Annotated in this window: 13 protein-coding genes; 5 read left to right on the top strand and 8 right to left on the bottom strand. The window is 68.5% G+C overall.

The window, feature by feature from the left end:
* Positions 1–156: 156 nt before the first annotated feature.
* Positions 157–1,110: an aldo/keto reductase gene (locus J7J08_RS12965; protein ID WP_214906240.1), complete on the top strand. Its 954-nt coding sequence runs from the start codon at positions 157–159 to the stop codon at positions 1,108–1,110.
* 58 nt (positions 1,111–1,168) lie between these two features.
* Here the strand turns inward: J7J08_RS12965 and J7J08_RS12960 are convergent, their stop codons facing one another.
* The 3 genes from J7J08_RS12960 to J7J08_RS12950 form a co-directional block, all read right to left on the bottom strand.
* The gene (locus J7J08_RS12960; RefSeq protein WP_214906237.1) at positions 1,169–2,077 is read right to left on the bottom strand and encodes an NAD(P)/FAD-dependent oxidoreductase; all 909 of its coding nucleotides are present in this window, start codon (positions 2,075–2,077) and stop codon (positions 1,169–1,171) included.
* The gene (locus J7J08_RS12955) at positions 2,067–2,519 is read right to left on the bottom strand and encodes an Rrf2 family transcriptional regulator (RefSeq protein WP_214906234.1); all 453 of its coding nucleotides are present in this window, start codon (positions 2,517–2,519) and stop codon (positions 2,067–2,069) included. Before J7J08_RS12955 ends, J7J08_RS12960 begins: the two co-directional genes overlap by 11 nt.
* A 70-nt stretch (positions 2,520–2,589) precedes the next feature.
* On the bottom strand, positions 2,590–3,492 hold the full coding sequence (locus J7J08_RS12950; RefSeq protein WP_214906231.1) for a LysR family transcriptional regulator: 903 nt from the start codon (positions 3,490–3,492) through the stop codon (positions 2,590–2,592).
* Positions 3,493–3,598: 106 nt separating this feature from the next.
* On the opposite strand from J7J08_RS12950, the gene J7J08_RS12945 reads away from it, so the two are divergent.
* Positions 3,599–4,813, top strand: a complete 1,215-nt coding sequence (locus J7J08_RS12945; protein ID WP_214906227.1) for an MFS transporter — start codon at positions 3,599–3,601, stop codon at positions 4,811–4,813.
* A 73-nt stretch (positions 4,814–4,886) separates the two neighbouring features.
* Positions 4,887–5,690: a 2,5-didehydrogluconate reductase DkgB gene (gene dkgB / locus J7J08_RS12940; RefSeq protein WP_214906224.1), complete on the top strand. Its 804-nt coding sequence runs from the start codon at positions 4,887–4,889 to the stop codon at positions 5,688–5,690.
* 222 nt (positions 5,691–5,912) lie between these two features.
* Here the strand turns inward: dkgB and J7J08_RS12935 are convergent, their stop codons facing one another.
* Positions 5,913–6,611, bottom strand: a complete 699-nt coding sequence (locus tag J7J08_RS12935) for an alpha/beta fold hydrolase (RefSeq protein WP_214906222.1) — start codon at positions 6,609–6,611, stop codon at positions 5,913–5,915.
* Positions 6,612–6,787: 176 nt separating this feature from the next.
* Here J7J08_RS12935 and J7J08_RS12930 point away from each other — a divergent pair, with 176 nt between their 5' ends.
* On the top strand, positions 6,788–7,312 hold the full coding sequence (locus tag J7J08_RS12930) for a hypothetical protein (protein WP_214906219.1): 525 nt from the start codon (positions 6,788–6,790) through the stop codon (positions 7,310–7,312).
* A 145-nt stretch (positions 7,313–7,457) separates the two neighbouring features.
* Here J7J08_RS12930 and J7J08_RS12925 read toward each other — a convergent pair whose 3' ends face one another.
* Positions 7,458–10,226 carry a bifunctional acetate--CoA ligase family protein/GNAT family N-acetyltransferase gene (locus J7J08_RS12925; RefSeq protein ID WP_251006633.1) on the bottom strand — a complete coding sequence of 923 codons (2,769 nt, stop codon included), beginning with the start codon at positions 10,224–10,226 and terminating at the stop codon, positions 7,458–7,460.
* A 247-nt stretch (positions 10,227–10,473) separates the two neighbouring features.
* The gene (gene mgtE, locus J7J08_RS12920; protein ID WP_214906216.1) at positions 10,474–11,844 is read right to left on the bottom strand and encodes a magnesium transporter; all 1,371 of its coding nucleotides are present in this window, start codon (positions 11,842–11,844) and stop codon (positions 10,474–10,476) included.
* Between the two features lie 325 nt (positions 11,845–12,169).
* On the opposite strand from mgtE, the gene J7J08_RS12915 reads away from it, so the two are divergent.
* Complete coding sequence (locus J7J08_RS12915) at positions 12,170–13,972, top strand: monovalent cation:proton antiporter-2 (CPA2) family protein (protein ID WP_214906212.1); 1,803 nt, start codon at positions 12,170–12,172, stop codon at positions 13,970–13,972.
* 75 nt (positions 13,973–14,047) lie between these two features.
* Here the strand turns inward: J7J08_RS12915 and J7J08_RS12910 are convergent, their stop codons facing one another.
* The gene (locus J7J08_RS12910; protein ID WP_214906210.1) at positions 14,048–17,389 is read right to left on the bottom strand and encodes an ankyrin repeat domain-containing protein; all 3,342 of its coding nucleotides are present in this window, start codon (positions 17,387–17,389) and stop codon (positions 14,048–14,050) included.
* Positions 17,382–17,648: a YcgL domain-containing protein gene (locus tag J7J08_RS12905; protein ID WP_214906207.1), complete on the bottom strand. Its 267-nt coding sequence runs from the start codon at positions 17,646–17,648 to the stop codon at positions 17,382–17,384. The genes J7J08_RS12910 and J7J08_RS12905 overlap by 8 nt, the downstream gene beginning before the upstream one ends.
* Between the last annotated feature and the right edge of the window lie 81 nt (positions 17,649–17,729).

Here is a 17,729-nt window from a genome sequence, read left to right as displayed (position 1 = left end):
GCGGGATGCGGCGAGCCTAGCAGCCGCGATGCCAAAGGTGTTCACAAAACGTTAGTGCAGTGCAGCGAAGCGGAACACTGTTTTGTGGCCGGCGCCGCAGCGGTGTCATGGGCAGGCACTTATGCTGTGACATTGGATTCGACTGGAGGATTGCCCATGACTGCACCGCGCGAGCTCGGCCGTTCCGGCCTGAAAGTGCTTCCCATCGCGTTCGGCGGCAACGTGTTCGGCTGGGGCGCGGACGAGAAGACCTCGTTCGCGTTGCTGGACGCGTTCGTCGATGCCGGCTACAGCCTGGTCGATACCGCCGATGTGTATTCGGCCTGGGTGCCGGGCAACCAGGGCGGTGAGTCGGAAACGATCCTCGGCCGCTGGTTCCAGCGCAGCGGCAAACGCGACAAGGTGGTGCTGGCCACGAAAGTAGCCAAGTGGGCCGAACACCCCGGCCTGTCGGCCGACAACATCACTGCAGCCGTGGAAGATTCCCTGCGGCGCCTGCAGACCGATGTGATCGATCTGTACCAGGCGCATGAGGATGACGAATCCACGCCGCTGGAAACCACGCTGGCCGCGTTCGGGCGGCTGATCGAACAGGGCAAGGTGCGCGCGATTGGTGCGTCCAACTACAGCGCCGAACGCCTGCAGGCGGCGCTCAAGGTGTCGGCGGACTACAAGCTGCCCCGTTACGAAACGCTGCAGCCCGAATACAACCTGTACGACCGTACCGGCTACGAAAGTGGGCTGGAAGCGGTAGCGCGCGAACACGGACTCGGCGTGATCAGCTATTACTCGCTGGCCAGTGGTTTCCTCAGCGGCAAGTACCGCAGTGCGGACGATGCGGCCAAGAGCAGCTCGCGGGGCAGCAGCGTGGTGGCCAAGTACGTCAATCCGCGCGGCCTGCGCATCCTGCAGGCGCTGGATGACGTGGCCGTCACCTACAACGCGACCCCCGCCCAGGTCGCCATTGCCTGGTTGATCGCCCGCCCGGGCATCACCGCGCCGATCGTCAGCGCGACCAGCGTGGAACAGCTGCACGACGTGCTCGCCGCTGCCCAGGTAGGCCTGACCGCCGACGACATCGCGCAGCTGGGAAGCGCCAGCGCCGCCTGACCACCCCTCCGAAATCGACCGCACCAGCAACGGCCACCCCAAGGTGGCCGTTTCCCCATCACCCCACCACTGCCCCATCCTCGGCCACCAGCGCGTGATGCATGCTGACCCCGGCGCGCACGCCCTCCGCACTGGCCAACGTGATGTTGCCCATCAACGTTGCATCACCCGCCGCGTAAACACCGGGCACCGTGGTCTGCTTCTGCGCATCCACCCGAACCAGCACACCGACCGGGCTGTCTTCCAGTTCACAGCCGAGCTGCTCCACCAGCGCCGAACCCATTTCCTGGCGCGCACTGACGAACAGCGCGCGCAGGTCGATGTGGCGTCCATCGGCCAGCAACGCCCCACTCAACTGCGGCCGGTCGCCTTCCAGTGCCACGACTGTTTCAGTTTCGATCTGCACGCCGCGCCGCTGCAGCGTGCCCAGCTGCTCGTCGTCCAGTGCCGAGCCCTGCGTGAAAAAGGTGACCTGGCCCCAGTCGGCGATCAGCCCGGCCATGATTGGCGACATCGGATGCCCCCCCAGCAGCCCGATCGCGCCACCGCCCACTTCATAGCCATGGCAGTACGGGCAGTGCAGCACGCTGTGGCCCCAGCGTTCGGCAAGGCCGGGCAGCTCGGGCAACACATCGCGGATGCCGGTGGCCAGCAGCAGCTTGCGCGCCGCCCACGTATCACCGGCCGCCGTGCTCACCGCGAAACCATCCACTGTCGGCTGCGCGTCGGTGGCGGTGTCGTTGGCCCAGCGCACGCTGGGGTAATCCAGCAGCTGCGCCTTGGCCTGGCGCAGCAGGTCGCTGCCGGAGATGCCATCCAGACCCAGCACGCCATGGGAGTGGCTGGAGAAGCGGTTGCGCGGCAGCCCGCTGTCGATCACCAGCACGCTGCGGCGCGCACGCGCCAGCATCATGGCGGCGGAGAGCCCGGCGAAACTGCCGCCGACGATCATGGCATCAAAGGTCATGCGGAACTCCCTTGCTGTGCTGGGCCAGGTGCTGGGCAAAGGCGTCGCCCAGGGTCGCCAGCGTGGTGGCATGCAGGCGCTGTTCGAGCAGCGCCTGCGCCTGTTGGTAGCTCTCATCCAGCGCGGCATTCACCACCTGCTGCACCGGGCAGCCGCGCCCGGTTTCGCGCGCGCCGGTATGCAGCAGCGCCGGCGAGCCGATGGCGAGATAGACGTCGTGCAGGGTGATGGTGGCCGGGTCGCGCGCCAGCTGGCTACCGCCACCATGGCCGCGAGCGGTGTGGACCAGCCCACCCTTCTGCAACGCGGCGAGCAGGCGGCGGATCACCACCGGGTGGGTCGGCAGGCAGGTAGCGAGTTGTTCGGAGGTGCGCGGTCCGTCCTGGCCGACCAGGTGGGCCATGATGTGGAGCGCGTCGGAGAATTGATTGCTGGATTTCATGTAACACAAATAGTTACATATTTAGCCAGCGGCGGGTAGCGCCGGCCGTTGGCCGGCCCATGCACAGGTTTCAGCGGAGGAACGCCCGCCCGGTCATGGATTCCGCGAGATAGTCGAGGAAGCTGCTGATCCGCGCCGATACGGCGGTGTTGCGGTAGTACACGGCGTGGATGGGCTGGCGCACTTCCACGGTGAGCGCCGGCAGCACCTGCACCAGCGTGCCCGCATCGCGGTCGCGGTGGGTCATGAAGTCGGACAGGCAGACCACGCCCGCCCCCTCCAGCGCCAGCCGGCGCAGGGTTTCGCCGCTGGACACGGCCACCGCCGGGCGGATGTGCAGCAGCGCGTCGGTACGCCCGGGCAGCGGCCAGTGGTTGAGCGAGTCGGGCTCGTTGAAGCCGAGCAGCGCGTGGCCGTCCAGATCCTCCACTGTTTTCGGGGTGCCGTGTTCGGCCAGGTAGGCCGGGCTGGCCAACACCCGCAGCCGGCTGTGCGCGAGCGGGCGCGCGTGCAGGGTGGAATCGGCCAGCGGGCCAATGCGGATGGCGACGTCGGTGCGACGCTCGAGCAGGTCGATGTAGCGCTCGCTGCTGTTGAGCTCCAGCTGCACGTCCGGGTAGCGCGTGCGGAAGCCCGCCACCAGCGGGGCGATCACATGCAACACGAACGGGGTGGCGGCATCCACGCGCAGGCGCCCGGCCGGGCGCTGGCGGCGCGCGGTCATCTGCTCTTCGGCCGCTTCCACCGAGGCCACGATGGCGCGGGCCTGGGCCAGGAACGCATCGCCTTCTTCGGTGAGCTGCAGCCGGCGCGTGGTGCGGGTCAGCAGGGTGGTACCCAGTTTTTCCTCCAGGCGGCCCAAGGCCCGGCTGACCCCGGAAGTGGTCTGGCCCAGTGCTTCGGCGGCGGCGGTGATCGAACCGCTGTCGATCACGGCGATGAACGCCTGCATTTCATCGAGGGTGGTCTTCATGGGCCCATTATTGACCATGAGGCAAGAGTCATTGGCGTGAAGGCCGGTTTTTCAGCAAGAGTCGTGCGCGCAGACTGCGCACCTTCTTCTTCCACCGGTAACCCTCATGTCCCGTGGCATCCCCTTGGCCCTGTTGGCGCTTACGCTGGGTGCGTACGCCATCGGCACCACTGAATTCGTCATCGTCGGGCTGATCCCGACCATCGCCGCCGATCTCGGCGTCTCCCTGCCCTCGGCCGGCCTGCTGGTCTCGCTGTACGCGCTGGGCGTGGCGGTCGGCGCGCCGGTGTTGACCGCACTGACCGGCCGGGTGCCGCGCAAGACCCTGCTGGTGGCCCTGATGGTGCTGTTCACCTTGGGCAACGTGATTGCCTGGATGGCGCCCAGTTATGGCTCGCTGATCGTGGCGCGGGTGTTGACCGGGCTGGCGCACGGCGTGTTCTTCTCGATCGGCTCGATCATTGCCACTTCGGTGGTGCCGAAGGAAAAGGCGGCCAGCGCGATCGCGATCATGTTCACCGGGTTGACCGTGGCACTGGTCACCGGTGTACCGCTGGGCACCTTCATCGGCCAGCACCTGGGCTGGCGTGCCACCTTCCTGGCGGTGGCTGCGCTGGGCGTGATCGCGCTGATCGGCAGCCTGCTGTTCGTGCCGCGCAACCTGCAGCGCAGCGAGCCGGCCACGTTCGGCCAGCAGCTCTCGGTACTTGCGCAGCCCCGACTGCTGCTGGTGTATGCCATCACCGCGCTGGGCTATGGCGGTACGTTCCTGTCCTTTACCTATCTTGCGTCGATCCTGCAGGACGTCACCGGTTTCTCGCCGAACGCGGTGAGCGGGGTGCTGCTGGTGTACGGCGTGTCGGTGGCAATCGGCAACCTGTGGGGTGGCCGCCTGGCCGACCGCCGCGGCCCGATCCCCGCGCTGAAGCTGATCTTCGGGCTGCTGGCGCTGGTGCTGTTCGCGCTGACCTTCACCGCGCACAACACCTGGCTGGTGCTGCTCACGGTGCTGGCGCTGGGCGCGGTGGCGTTCGGCAACGTGCCAGGGTTGCAGGTGTATGTGGTGAAGCAGGCGCAGCGCTTTGCGCCGCAGGCGGCGGATGTGGCCTCTGGCCTGAACATCGCCGCGTTCAACGTGGGCATCGCGATGGGCGCGTCGCTGGGCGGGCTGGTGGTGGACCACCTGGGGCTGATGCATACGCCGTGGCTGGGTGCGCTGGTGGTGCTGGGTGCGCTGGGGCTCACCGTGCTGAGCGGGCGGCTGGATCGGCGCGACGGGGTGGCCGAACGTGCCGAAGGTGCCGTGGCTGTGGCGCATTGAGTCGTGCCACATCCGTTTGATTCGTTTAACCGTGCACGGCGTAGCCTGCACTTCCCCCACTGAAGGAGTTTCCATGAGCATTCCCGCATTCGGTCTTGGCACCTTCCGCCTGAAGGACCAGACCGTCATCGATTCGGTCCGCAACGCATTGGACGTGGGCTACCGCGCCATCGACACCGCACAGATCTACGGCAATGAGGCCGAGGTTGGCCAGGCCATCGCCGAGTCCGGCGTGGCCCGCGAGGACCTGTTCCTGACCACCAAGGTGTGGATCGCCAGCTTCGAGCACGATGCGCTGCTGGACAGCGTGCGCGAAAGCCTGCGCAAGCTGCGCACCGACCACCTCGACCTGACCCTGATCCACTGGCCGTCGCCGGACGATGCGGTGCCGATGGCCGAGTACCTGGGTGCGCTGGCGCAGGCCAAGGCCGAAGGCTTGACCCGACAGATCGGCATTTCCAATTTCACCATCGACCTGACCCGCCAGGCGATTGCGATCCTGGGCGCCGATGCGATTGCGACCAACCAGATCGAGGTACACCCGTACCTGCAGAACCACGCGTTGATTGCATTCCTGCGCGAACAGGGCATCCATGTGACGGCGTACATGAGCCTGGCCTACGGCGAGGTGCTGAAGGACCCGGTGATCCAGGCGATTGCAGCGCGGCATGACGCCACGCCGGCACAGGTGGCACTGGCGTGGGCGTTGCAGCAGGGCTTCGCGGTGATCCCCTCCTCGACCCGGCGCGAGAACCTGGCCAGCAACCTGCTCGCTGCGGACCTGCGCCTGAGCGAGGAGGACATGGCGCAGATCGCCACGTTGGATCGCGGGCAGCGGTTGGCGAATCCCGAAGGGATCGCACCCGCGTGGGATTGATCGGTCGAGGTAACGGCGCTGCGCAATGCAGTGTGGACGCGCGAAATCGGTAGGGTCGGATCCCTATCGACCGCCGACCATGGTAATCGGCGCGACGAACGCATGTCCTCTGCCGAAGCGCGCCTTTCGACGGAGGTCATGCCACAACAGAATGTGGCACCGTTATCGGCAGTCGATTGGGATGCGACCCTACCAACGGTTGCCCCAGTGCGTAAGAGTCGCTCAGGCCAACAACCAATCGCGCATGGCGGCACTTACTTCTTCGGGCTTTTCCATCGGGGCCAGATGCCCGCAATCGGGCATCACGACCAGGGTTGAGCCGGGCACCAGCGCATGCATCTCCTCGCTGATCGCCAGCGGGGTGATGCGGTCGTTGGCACCGCAGACGATCAGGAGTGGATCGCGGTAGCCGTGCAGCACGTCGTGGCCGTCCACGCGGTCCAGCGCGCTCTGGCGCAGGAACACCTCGGCGCCGAGGCGGGCGGTCATGTCGCGCACGCGCTGCACCAGGACGTAGTCGTCCAGCCGCGAGGTGTCGATGTAGCTGCGCATGAGCTTGTCGCCGAAACCGTGGAAGGTGCCGGGCAACCGCACGCTGGAGCGTTGCGACTGGCGTTGGGCGGCACGTTCGGGCGAATCCGCGTGGAAGGAGGTGTCGATCAGCGCCAATCGCAGCACGCGCTCGGGGGCTACGCGCAGGATCTGCTGGGCCACGAACCCGCCCAGCGAGAAGCCCGCCAGCGCAAAACGTTCCGGAGCCTGGGCCAGCACGTCTTCGGCCACCGCCTGCATTGTCTCGCCATGGGTCTGGTCGCCGACGCTGCAGTCGGCGATGTCGGAAAGGGCGGCCACCTGCTCGCGCCACAGTTCGGCGTCGTTGAGCAGGCCAGGCAGCAACAGCAGGGGAATGCGTTCGGTCATGCCGCCATTGTCGGCGATCCCAGCGGCGGTGGCGTGTCGCCTGCGGCCCGGTGTGTTGCAATCGCCCGTTCCGTCGGTACTGTGAAAACAGCGACTTACATGCGCTGCGTGATGCAGTACCCGTGGGTGATGCGCTGCTGACTAGGCTGAAGCGCTTTCAACCACGTGAGCCCTGCATGTACCCCATTTCAGGCACCAACTCCGCCACCGCCGCCGCCGCCCCGCGCTCCCTTGAACCCGCCGCGGTACAGATGCCAGGCGCCAAGGCCGGGACTGCGGACGCCTCCGCAGATGCACCTGCGCCCCGGCCTGCACTGCCGCTGGAGTTCATCGTGCAGAAAGAGCAGGCGTACTTCCGCGCGATCACGCCGGAACTTGAAGTCGCGGTGGCCAAGGCCGGGCTGCAGACCAGCGACAGCCGCGCGGCTGCGCTCGGCAGGCAGCTGATGTACATCACCAACCCCTGTGCGATTGGCGCGCTGTCGCTGTCGCAGTTCCGCCTGCAGCATGTCAGTGCCGATGCGCGGGGCTATGCACTGGTCGCTGCCCTGCCCGCCCCGGGCGAACCGCAGTTCGGGATCGGTTCGCTGGCCTATCAGGTGTTGCTGGGCAATGACTGCGCGCCCAAGGACGACGGCTTGGGCGGCATGCCACTGGCGCACGCCGCCCGCTTCCTGACCCTGGCCACCCAACCCCGGTGAATCGTCGCGCGGCACCCTGCAGACCGCACGGTGCCGCGCGGACGGTAGGATCGGTTCCCGAACGATCGCCTATACCGGTGCGACGTTCTGTAACGCATGACCATGGACGAAGACGCCTCTGCGTTACAGGTCATGCGTTATCGGCTCAATCACCGTGGTCGGCAGTCGTTTGGAAACCGGCTCTACCGAGCGTGTCACCTTCCGGCGGCAGCGCGACGCTGGCGTCCTGCACCGGCAGGGTGACCACCATCACAGTGGGGTCGTCCGGATCCAGCTTGGTCTTGAAGCCCAGGCTCTGGCACATCGCCAGCATGGTGCTGTTCTCGCGCAGTACCTGGCCTTCAACGATGTTCAGGCCCAGCCACTGGGCGTACTCGATCATGATGGTCATCAACCGCCAGCCGATGCCGTGGCCCTTGAGGTCGGAGCGGATCAGGATGCCGTATTCGCCGCGGTCGTAATCCGCATCGGCATGCAGGCGCACCGCGCCGAGCATGTCACCGCTGCGCGGGTCGATCGCCACCAGTGCGATGGAGCGGGCGTAGTCGAGCTGGGTCAACCGGGCAATGAATTCGTGGCTGAAATGCTTCACCGACTGGAAGAAGCGCAGGCGCAGGTCGTCGTCGGTGACCCGGGCAAAGAACGCGCGGAACAGCGCATCGTCCTCCGGCCGCACCGGGCGCACGAACGCGGGCGCGCCGTCAGACAGGGTGATGGTGCGCTCCCACTCCTTGGGATACGGGAACACCGCGAAACGCGGGTGGCCGCGGCCTTTGTGCAGCTTGCGCGAGGGCGCGATGGCCACGCGCGCGTCCAGCGCGGTCACGCCGTCACGGTCGGCCAGCAACGGGTTGATGTCCAGCGTGCGTACTTCGGGAATATCGGCGGCCAACTGGGCCAGCTTCACCAGGATCAGCGCGACGGCGCGTTCGTCGGCGGCCGGGACATCGCGGTAGGCCTTGAGGATGCGCGACACGCGGGTGCGGCCGATCAGCTCGTGGGCCAGCCGCAGGTCCAGCGGCGGCAACGCCAGTGCCTTGTCGTCGATCACTTCCACGGCGGTACCGCCACGGCCGAACACCACCACCGGGCCGAAGGTCGGGTCATCGGCGATGCCGGCGATCAGCTCGCGCGCCTTGGGCCGCACGATCGTGGGCTGCACCAGCACGCCATCGATGCGCGCATTCGGGCGCAGTTCGTGGGCGCGGGCCAGGATCGAGCTGGCGGCGGCCTGCACCGCCTGCAGGCTGCCCAGGTTGAGGCGCACGCCATCGACATCGGACTTGTGCGGAATGTCGGCCGAGAACACTTTCACCGCCACCGTGGCGCCCTGCTCCAGCAGCGGCTGGGCCAGGTCCATGGCTTCATGCGGATCGCGCGCCTGCATGACCGGCGCGGACGGAATGCCGTAGGCCGAGAGCAGCTGGTGGGTGGCGATGGGATCCAGCCACTGCTGGCCGGCGGCGAGTGCGGTATCCACGATGGCGCGCGCGGCGGCGGTATCGACCACGAAATCCTGCGGCAGGCTGGGTGGGGTCTCCATCAGCGCGGCCTGCGCGTCACGGTAGCGCACCAGGTGCTGGAAGCCGCGCACGGCGTCGGCTTCGGTCGGGTAGGTTGGCACGCGGGCGGCGTTGAGGGTGGCGGTGGCGCGGTCGTCGTTGCCCAGCCACACCGCGAACACGGGTTTGTCGCGGTGGTGGCGCGGGCGCAGGCCGAGGGTGCGGGTCAGCGCCTGCGCGGCATCTGCGGACGAGGTGAAGGCGGTGGGCACGTTGACCACCAGTACCGCGTCGTTGCCGGTGTCGGACATCAGTGCATCGATGGCGGCGGCGTAGCGTTCGCCATCGGCGTCGACGATGATGTCGACCGGGTTGCTGCGCGACCAGCCTTCGGGCAGTACCGCATCCAGCGCGGCGATGGTGCCGGGCGAGAGTTCGGCCAGGCTGCCGCGCAGGGCCAGCAACTGGTCCACCGCCAGGCGCCCCACCCCGCCCCCGTTGCTGAGGATGGCCAGCCGGCGGCCCGGGAACGTGCCCAGGCGGCCGAGCGTTTCAGCGGCGGTGAACAGTTCGTCCAGCGCGCTTACCCGCAGCAGGCCGGCGCGGTTGAACGCCGCGCCGTACACCGCATCGGAACTGGCCAGCGCCTGCACGTGGGTGTCGCCATCGGGATCGATGCGGATGTGGCGGCCGGACTTGACCACCACCACCGGTTTGGCGCGCGCGGCGGCGCGGGCAGCGGACATGAACTTGCGCGCGTCGCGGATGTGTTCGACGTAGAGCAGGATGGCGCGGGTGCGGTAATCGGTGGCGAAGTAGTCGAGCAGGTCGCCGAAGTCGACGTCGAGCGCATCGCCGAGTGACACGACGGCGGAAAACCCCACCGAACGCGCCACGCCCCACTCGACCAGCGCCGCGGCAATGGCGCTGGATTCGGAGATCAGGGCGAGGTCGCCCGCCTGTGGGAAGTGCGCGGCGATGCTGGCGTTGAGGCGCGCATGCGGAGCGATCACGCCAAGGCAGTGCGGGCCGAGGATGCGCAGGCCCTTGGGGCGCGCGGCGGCTTCGACCTGTTCGGTGAGCGAACCCGGGCCGTGGCCCAGGTTGGCGGTGAGGATGATGGCGGCGGCCACGCCGCGTTCGGCGGCAGTGGCCACCACCTGCGGCACGATGCTGGCCGGGGCGGTGATGACGATCAGCTCGGGAACCCAATCGAGGTCCTTCAGCCGTTTGACCGTGCTGATGCCGTCGATCTCGCCGTAGCGCGGGTTGATCCAGGCGACCTTGCCGGGAAAGCCGGTGGCGCGCAGGTTGCGCATGACCGCGCGGCCGGCGGAACGTTCGCGCGGACTGCCGCCGACGACGGCCACCGATTGCGGGCGGAACACGGATTGCAGGTGGTAGGTGCTCATGGGGTCGAACAGTCACCGGGACACGTGCTGACACGGTACACGCACGACGGTACCGATGGGAGGACGCCGTGCGTCGCACCGTAGGGTCGGTTCCCAAACGACCGCCGATCGTGGTGATCGGTGCTGGGACGCATGACCCTGCCCGGAGGGACGCCTTCGTTTCAGGTCATGCGTTACTGGGTGTTGCCCTGTTATCGGCGGTCGTTTGGGAACCGACCCTACCCGCCCGGCGTACTGCACGCGGCCGTTACAGCAATGTGCCGCGCAGGATCATCGCCGCGATGCTGAAATAGATCACCAGCCCGGTCACGTCGACCAGGGTGGCCACGAACGGGGCCGAGGCACTGGCCGGATCGAAGCCGAGTCGCTTGAGGATGAAGGGCAGCATCGAACCGGACAGCGAGCCGAAGGTGACGATGCCGACCAGCGCCGCGCCGATGGTGAGCGCCAGCAGCTGCCAGTGTTCGCCGTAATCGTGCAGGCCGAGCAGCTGCCAGGACACGATGCGGATGATCGCCAGCACGCCGAGGATGGCGCCCAGGGTGATGCCGGTGGGCACTTCGCGCAGGGCGACCTTCCACCAGTCGCGCAGGCGCAGTTCGCGCAGGGCCAGGCTGCGGATCAGCAGCGAGGTGGCCTGCGAGCCGGAATTGCCGCCCGAGCTCATGATCAGTGGAATGAACAACGTGAGCACCACGGCGCGGGCCAGTTCCTCCTCGTAATGCTGCATGGCGCTGGCGGTGAGCATTTCGCCCAGGAACAGCACGCTCAACCAACCGGCGCGCTTGCGCAGCATCTCGAAGAAGCCGATCTGCATGTACGGTTTTTCCAACGCCTCCATGCCGCCGAACTTGTGCGCGTCTTCGGTGGATTCTTCGATCAGCGCATCCAGGATGTCATCCACGGTGACGATGCCCAGCACGTGCTGGCGCGCATCGACCACCGGGATCGCCAGCAGGTCATGGCGACGGATGAGCTGGGCCACTTCTTCCTGGTCGAGCATGGCATCGACGGTGACCGGTGGATTGACCTGCGCTACCTCCAGGATCGGCTCGTCGGGTAGGCCGGTGATCAGCCGGCGCATGGTGACCACCTGCTGCAGGGCCTGGCTGCGCGGGTCCAGCACGTAGATGGCGTACACGGTTTCACGGGTGCGCTCGACGTCGCGGATGTGCTGCAGGGTGCGGCCCACGGTCCAGTCCGCGGGGACGCTGACGAATTCGGTGGTCATCAGCGCACCGGCGGTGTGTGCCGGGTAGCTGAGCAGCTGCTGGATGGCCTGGCGCGATTCGGCGCTGAGCAGCGGGATCAGCCGTGCACGTTCGTCCTGGTCCAGCTCATGGACGATGTCGGTGGCACGGTCGTCGGCCATCAGCCCAAGCAGTGCGGCCGCCTTGGCCACCGGCAGGGTGGCGACCAGGTCGCCACTGCGGTTGAGCTCGGGCTGTTCGAGCATTTTCACCGCGCGCGGCAACGGCAACGCGGCCAGGGTGTCGGCAGCGCGCGACAGCTCCAGGGTGTTGAGGTATTCCACCGCGTCGGCGGTGTTGAAGTCCTGCAGGGGTGCGCTCAGGGCGGCGGCATCCGCCACCGGGCGCAGGAGGTCTTTCTGGTTCATGGGGTTCGCCTTGTGGATCGCGATTGCGCGACGCCAATGCTGGCGAACCGTCCCGTGTCAGGCGGTGGCCATCGCTGGCGTCGAGCAAGGTCGACTTCTACTGTCGCTGGACATGGGGTTTGGACTCCGGAGGGGTGTTTGCGCTGCTGGCCGCCCGACCAATGGTCGGGCGCTACCGGACTGCGCCGGCGGAGTCTGGACCCATGGGCAGGCAGGGTCAACCCCCGGCCCGCCCGCGTTCGGGCACGGTTGAAGGTCATTGACGCGCCGGGCCGCATAATGGGCCGCCGGCGACGGGCCGACGCTTCCACACACAGGCTTCCCCATGCAAAGCGGTGCGCTGGAACTGGCCCTGGTGCTGCTGCTGGCCGCAGTGATCGCCGTGCCGGTATTCAAGAAGCTCGGGCTGGGCGCGGTGCTGGGTTACCTGGCCGCCGGCGTGGTGCTGGGCCCGGATGGGCTGGGCTTCGTGCAGGATGCGGACCGGATCCTGGGCGCGGCCGAGATCGGCGTGGTGATGCTGCTGTTCGTGATCGGCCTGGAACTGTCGCCCACGCGGCTGAAGGTGATGCGGCGTTCGGTGTTCGGGGCGGGTACGGCGCAGGTGGCGCTGAGCGCGCTGGTGTTGGGCAGCCTGCTGATGCTGGACCACTTCCAGTGGAAGGCCGCGCTGATCGTGGGCATTGCGCTGGCCTTGTCATCCACCGCCGTAGGCCTGCAGCTGCTGTCCGAGCACAAGGGCATCAGCAGCGATTACGGGCGGCTGGGGTTTGCGATCCTGCTGTTCCAGGACCTGATCGCGATTCCGTTGCTGGCGGCGATTCCGCTGTTGGGGGGCGCCAGGAACGAAACGCTGCACTGGAGCGATGTGGCGCTGGCATTGGGTGCACTGGCGGTGGTGATCCTGTGTGGGCGGCCGGTGCTGCGCTGGCTGTTCAACACCGTGGCGCGCACGCGCAGCCCGGAAGTATTCACCGCGATGGCACTGCTGGTGGTGCTGGGCACGGCGTGGTTCATGCAGAAGGTGGGCCTGAGCCCCAGCCTGGGCGCGTTCCTGGCGGGGGTACTGCTGTCGGACTCGGAATTCCGGCACGAACTTGAATCGCAGATCGAACCGTTCAAGGGCTTGCTGCTCGGCCTGTTCTTCATCGCCGTGGGCATGGGCATCGACCTGGACCGGGTGATCGCCGAGCCGGCTGTCATTGTCATTGGCGTGGCCGTCCTGCTGGTGGTGAAGTTTGGGATGCTGTTCGGCATCGGCAAGCTGGCCAAGCTCAGTACGCGGCACGCGCTGCTGCTCGGCAGCGTGTTGTGGCTGGGCGGCGAGTTCGCGTTCGTGGTGTTCAACGAAGCACAGCGTGCAAACCTGCTGGGCAGCGCCAACCACGACCGGCTCGTGGCGATCGTCGGTGTGTCGATGGCGCTGACGCCGTTGCTGCTGATCGCGTTGCTGCGACTGCTGGGCCGCGAACACGAGCAGACCCATGAACGACCCGCAGCCGACACGATCGACAACGGCGGCACCGAGCCTGCGGTGATGATCGCCGGCATGGGCCGCTTCGGCCAGGTGGTGGCGCGCCTGCTGACCGCACGGAAGATTCCGTTCGTGGCGCTGGAAGCGAACCCGGACACCGTGTCGGACCTGCGCCGGTTCGGCAACAAGCTGTATTACGGCGACCCGACCCGGCCGGAGATCCTGCGCGCGGCCGGCGGCGAAAACGTGCGGGTGTATGTGGTGACGCTGGACGACCCCGACGCGAACCTGCGCGCCACCCGGTTGATCCGGCGCATGTACCCGCAGGCCGTGGTGCTGGTCCGCGCACGCAACCGCCAGCATGCGTGGCGGCTGATGGACATGTCCGCCGAACCGTTCCGCGAGGTGTTCGGCACCAGCCTGGAGCTGAGCGAACGGGTGCTGACCGCATTGGGCATTCCCACCGACACTGCCCGTGCGCACGTGGAGCGTTTCCGCGAACACGATGAAAAATTGCTGCGCGACCAATACCTGGTCTACGACGACGAGGCCGCGGTCATCCAGACTTCACGCGACGCGCGGGCCGACCTGATGCACCTGTTCGAGGCCGATGCCGGCAGCGACGGAAAGGCAGGCACCGAACGTCGCGATTGACCGCGTGACGACCAACGGTCGTCACCTACCGGCGGTAGCGCACGACCGTTGGTCGTGCGCCCCGTGCCGTCGGTATCAACCGTTATCCCGCAGGAACCGCGCCATCGACGACACCCCCGGCACGCGCGGTTCGAATTCCCCGGCCACGTCGATGAAACCGCGCATCACCGCGATCTCGCGCGGGCTGCGGTTGAGCGCATCGCGCACATCCGGGTCGGCGCCGGCGCGCAGCAAACGCTGCACCAGCAACGGCAGGCCGTGCAGGGCGGCCAGGTGCAACGGCCCGAATCCACGCGGATCACGTGCGTCCAGCGAGACTTCCTCGTCCAGCAGCCGCTCCACCGCTGCCAGCACGATCTGCTCATCGCAGGCCGTGCCCGGCTCTGCACGCGCGCCCAGCAACAACAGCAGCGGCGTGACCGAACCGGCCGCGGCCTGATCCGGCTCGGCACCCGCCAACAACAAGGTATCCAGCAGCGCCAGCAGGCGCGACCGATCGCGCGCGCCAAAGCCGTACAATGCCGCACAATGCAGCGGCCCCAACTGCTGCGCATCGCCGGCATGCACGTCGGCACCGGCGGTGAGCAGGCGCGCGGCGATGTCCGGCAAGCCCAGCGCCGAGGCCAGCATCAGTACGGTGACCCCGCCCGGCAGGCGGTATTCAAGTTCCGCACCGGCATCCAGCAGCGCCGAGACGATGTCGATCTGGCGCATGCTCACCGCCGCCGACAGCGGCGTGGCGCCACTGGCGGCAGCGTGCTGCGGGTTGGCGCCACGCGCCAGCAGCAGGTCGACCACGGCCAGGTGACCGCCACCGGCCGCACGCAGCAGCGCGGTGCAGCCTTGCGCATCCACCACGTCCACCGCAAAGCCCAGGTCGTTCAGGCGGCGCACGGCGTCGGCATCGCCGGCCATCGCGGCAGCGGGAAGATCCGCCGCGCGCAGGGCGCGCTGCGGCAACGGCCACACGCGCCAGTCCAGCCAGTCGGCGAGGTCGCGGCGGCCGATCGACAGCGCCACGCCCAGTGGGGTCTGGCCGTCGGCGGCGCGCGCTTCGGGCGAGGCGCCCTGCTGCACCAGCAGCTTCAGGGAGCCTTCGCGGGCCAGCGCGGTGGCCAGGTGCAGCGCGGTCATCCCGTGGCTGTCGCGCGCTTCGCGGTCCACGCCCAGGGTGAGCAGCGCCTGTTGCAGGCGCAGCCAGCCCAGGCGTACGGCCAGCGACAACGGCGGGTCGCCCGCTGGCGAGGCGGCGAAGGGATCGGCACCGCGTTCAAGCAGTTCCAGTGCCATCTGTTCCAGGCCACGCGCGGCCTGGTCGTGCTGGGCGCAGGCACTGAGCAGGCGCGCCAGGCCACCGGCGCCGGCCGGCGACACGCCCCGGCGCAGCAGCACCTGCAGTGCGGGCACCGCATCGATGCCCCGCGCGAGCAGCGCGAACATCGGGGTATCGCCACAGGCATCGAGTACTTCCGGGGCGGCGCCATGCGCCAGCAGCCACTCCACCGCGTGCGGGTCCAGCGCCAGTTCGCCGTCGTGCAGCAGTCCGCCCAGTTCTTCCGGGCTGCACAGGCGGGCAAGCGACGCCATGCCCTCCACGTTGCCGAAGCCCAGCGCTTCGCGCAGCAGGTCCAGCGGCGGGCGGTCCGGCAGTGCCGGGCTGCCCTGCTCCACATCGCCGTCGCCGGCGCTGGCCAGGCCGTCGCTCACCGCGGCGGGCAACGGGTAGCTGCGGTCCAGCAGCGAGACGATCGCCCAGCGGCCGGCGGCGGCGGCGATATCCACCGCGCGACGGCCCTGCGGATCGGGTACGTCGGCGGCAATGCCCAGGTCGAGCAGGCGGCGGACCAGCAACGGCGACACGTTGTCGGCCATGCAGGCCAGCAGCACCGCGTTGCGGCCTTCCACATCGACCGCATGCAGGTCAGGCGTGTGCGGCAGCAGGTGTTCGACCACGCCGGCACGGCCGGCGCGCGCTGCTTCCAGCCACGGCGTGCGCGACAGCGCATCGCGCGATTCGAGGTTGGCGCCCGCCGCCAGCAGCACGTCGATGATGTCCACGTGGCCGGCCAACGCCGCTTCATGCAGGGCGCTGCGGCGCTGGCGATCACGGGCATCGGCCCGCGCCTTGTGCTTGAGCAGCAGCTGCACCCCCGCCGGATCGTCTTCTTCGGTGCCGGCCGCGGCCAGCAGCACGGGCGTGCCATCGGCCGGTTCGGTGCGCGCCCCGCGCTCAAGCAGGAACCGCGCCAGCCGCCAGTTGCCCACCTGGCAGGCCACCGCCAGCGGCGACCAGCCATCCTGGTTCAGCGCATCCACTTCGGCGGCGGCATCGCGCAGCAACGCAGCGACGCCGGGATCGGAACTGCGCGCGGCGTGGTGCAGCGGGGTGTTGCCCTCGCTGTCGACCGCGCGCGAATCGGCGCCGTTGGCCAGCAGGGTCATCACGGCTTCGGGGCGGCCGTGCCAGCTGTCGCGGGTAGCCGCCAACAGCGGGGTCATGCCCTTGTGCGGGGTGTTGACGCCCACGCCACGCGCGATCAGTTCGCGCAGCAGGCGCAGGTCGGGCAGCACGGCGGCCAGCACCACCAGGCTGCGCTGGTCGCGCCAGCCTGGATCGGGCAGGCCCTGCGGGTCGGCACCGGCGGCCAGCAGCTGCAGGGCCCGGTCGACCCGGCCACTGCGCGCGGCTTCGTACAGCGCCGGCAGGCGTTCGTGCTGGGCCAGCCGCTCCAGCGGCTGGGTCGGGTCTTCGTGCTGCGCGGCGGCGGCGAACGGATCGCTGTCCTGGTCGAGCACGCTGCGGTTGCCCAGCGGGTCGGCCGGTGCGATGCGCTGCAGGGCCAGGTGGGCCAGCGGCGAACCGATCAATACCGCCAGCGCGAACGGCCAGCGCATGCCATCCGGTACCAGCCCCGGCCAGGCCGGCAACACCACCAGCGCGCAGATCGCCAACACCAGGGCGGCGACGGTCAGGCCGCGCCACGCGCTGAGGTCGCGTCCGGCCAAGGTGCGCCAGTGGCGGGCGAGGCTGCCATCACTGCGCTCGATGTCGTTCCACAGCGGCCAGGTGCGCCAGACGCCGAGCAGCGCGGCACTGACCGCCACGCTCAGGCCAAGTACGGCGGCCAGGCTGCCGCTGTCGTGCAGGGCGCCGAGCGGCCAGGCCACCAGCAGGGCGAGCAGGGCCGGTCCCAACGACCACAGCGCGAGCAGCGCGGGCAGGTCCTGGCGCCCCAGCTGGGGCAGCGCCGGCACCGCGCGGCTGCGCCGCCACCATGACACGCCGAGCGCGAACGCTGGCTGCGCCAGCCCGGCACCCAGCGCAGCCAGCACGCCGCCCAGCACCACGGCCAGCGACAGCAGGCCGCCCAAGGCGAAGGCGATGGCGGCAGCGCGGGTGCGCGGAATATCAGTCATTGCGGCGCGGCACCTTCACGGGCGCGACCGGCGGCGGTGGCATCTGCAGGTGGAATCCGCGCTCGATGAGATTGGCGCGCACCTGCTCGGCGTCGGCCAGGGCGAGGCGACGGTTGGGGGTCAGGGCGACTTCCAGCACGAATGCGAACGGCGCCAGCGTGGCCTTCAGCGCATCGGGGATGGCATCGAAGGCGTCGCGGGCGGCGAGGTAGACGTAAGTGTCCTGCTTGCGTTGGCTTTTGTAGACGTAGGCTTGCATTGCCCGCGGGGCTTGGCCCTGGGAATAGATACGCTGATTGTGGAGTAAACCAGGCAACTACGAAAGCTGGACAGGCGCCGG

This window comes from Stenotrophomonas sp. ISL-67, assembly GCF_018612915.1.
Lineage (GTDB): Bacteria > Pseudomonadota > Gammaproteobacteria > Xanthomonadales > Xanthomonadaceae > Stenotrophomonas.
The sequence above is the reverse complement of the archived record's forward strand: the minus strand, read 5'-3'. Positions and strand labels throughout refer to the sequence as shown.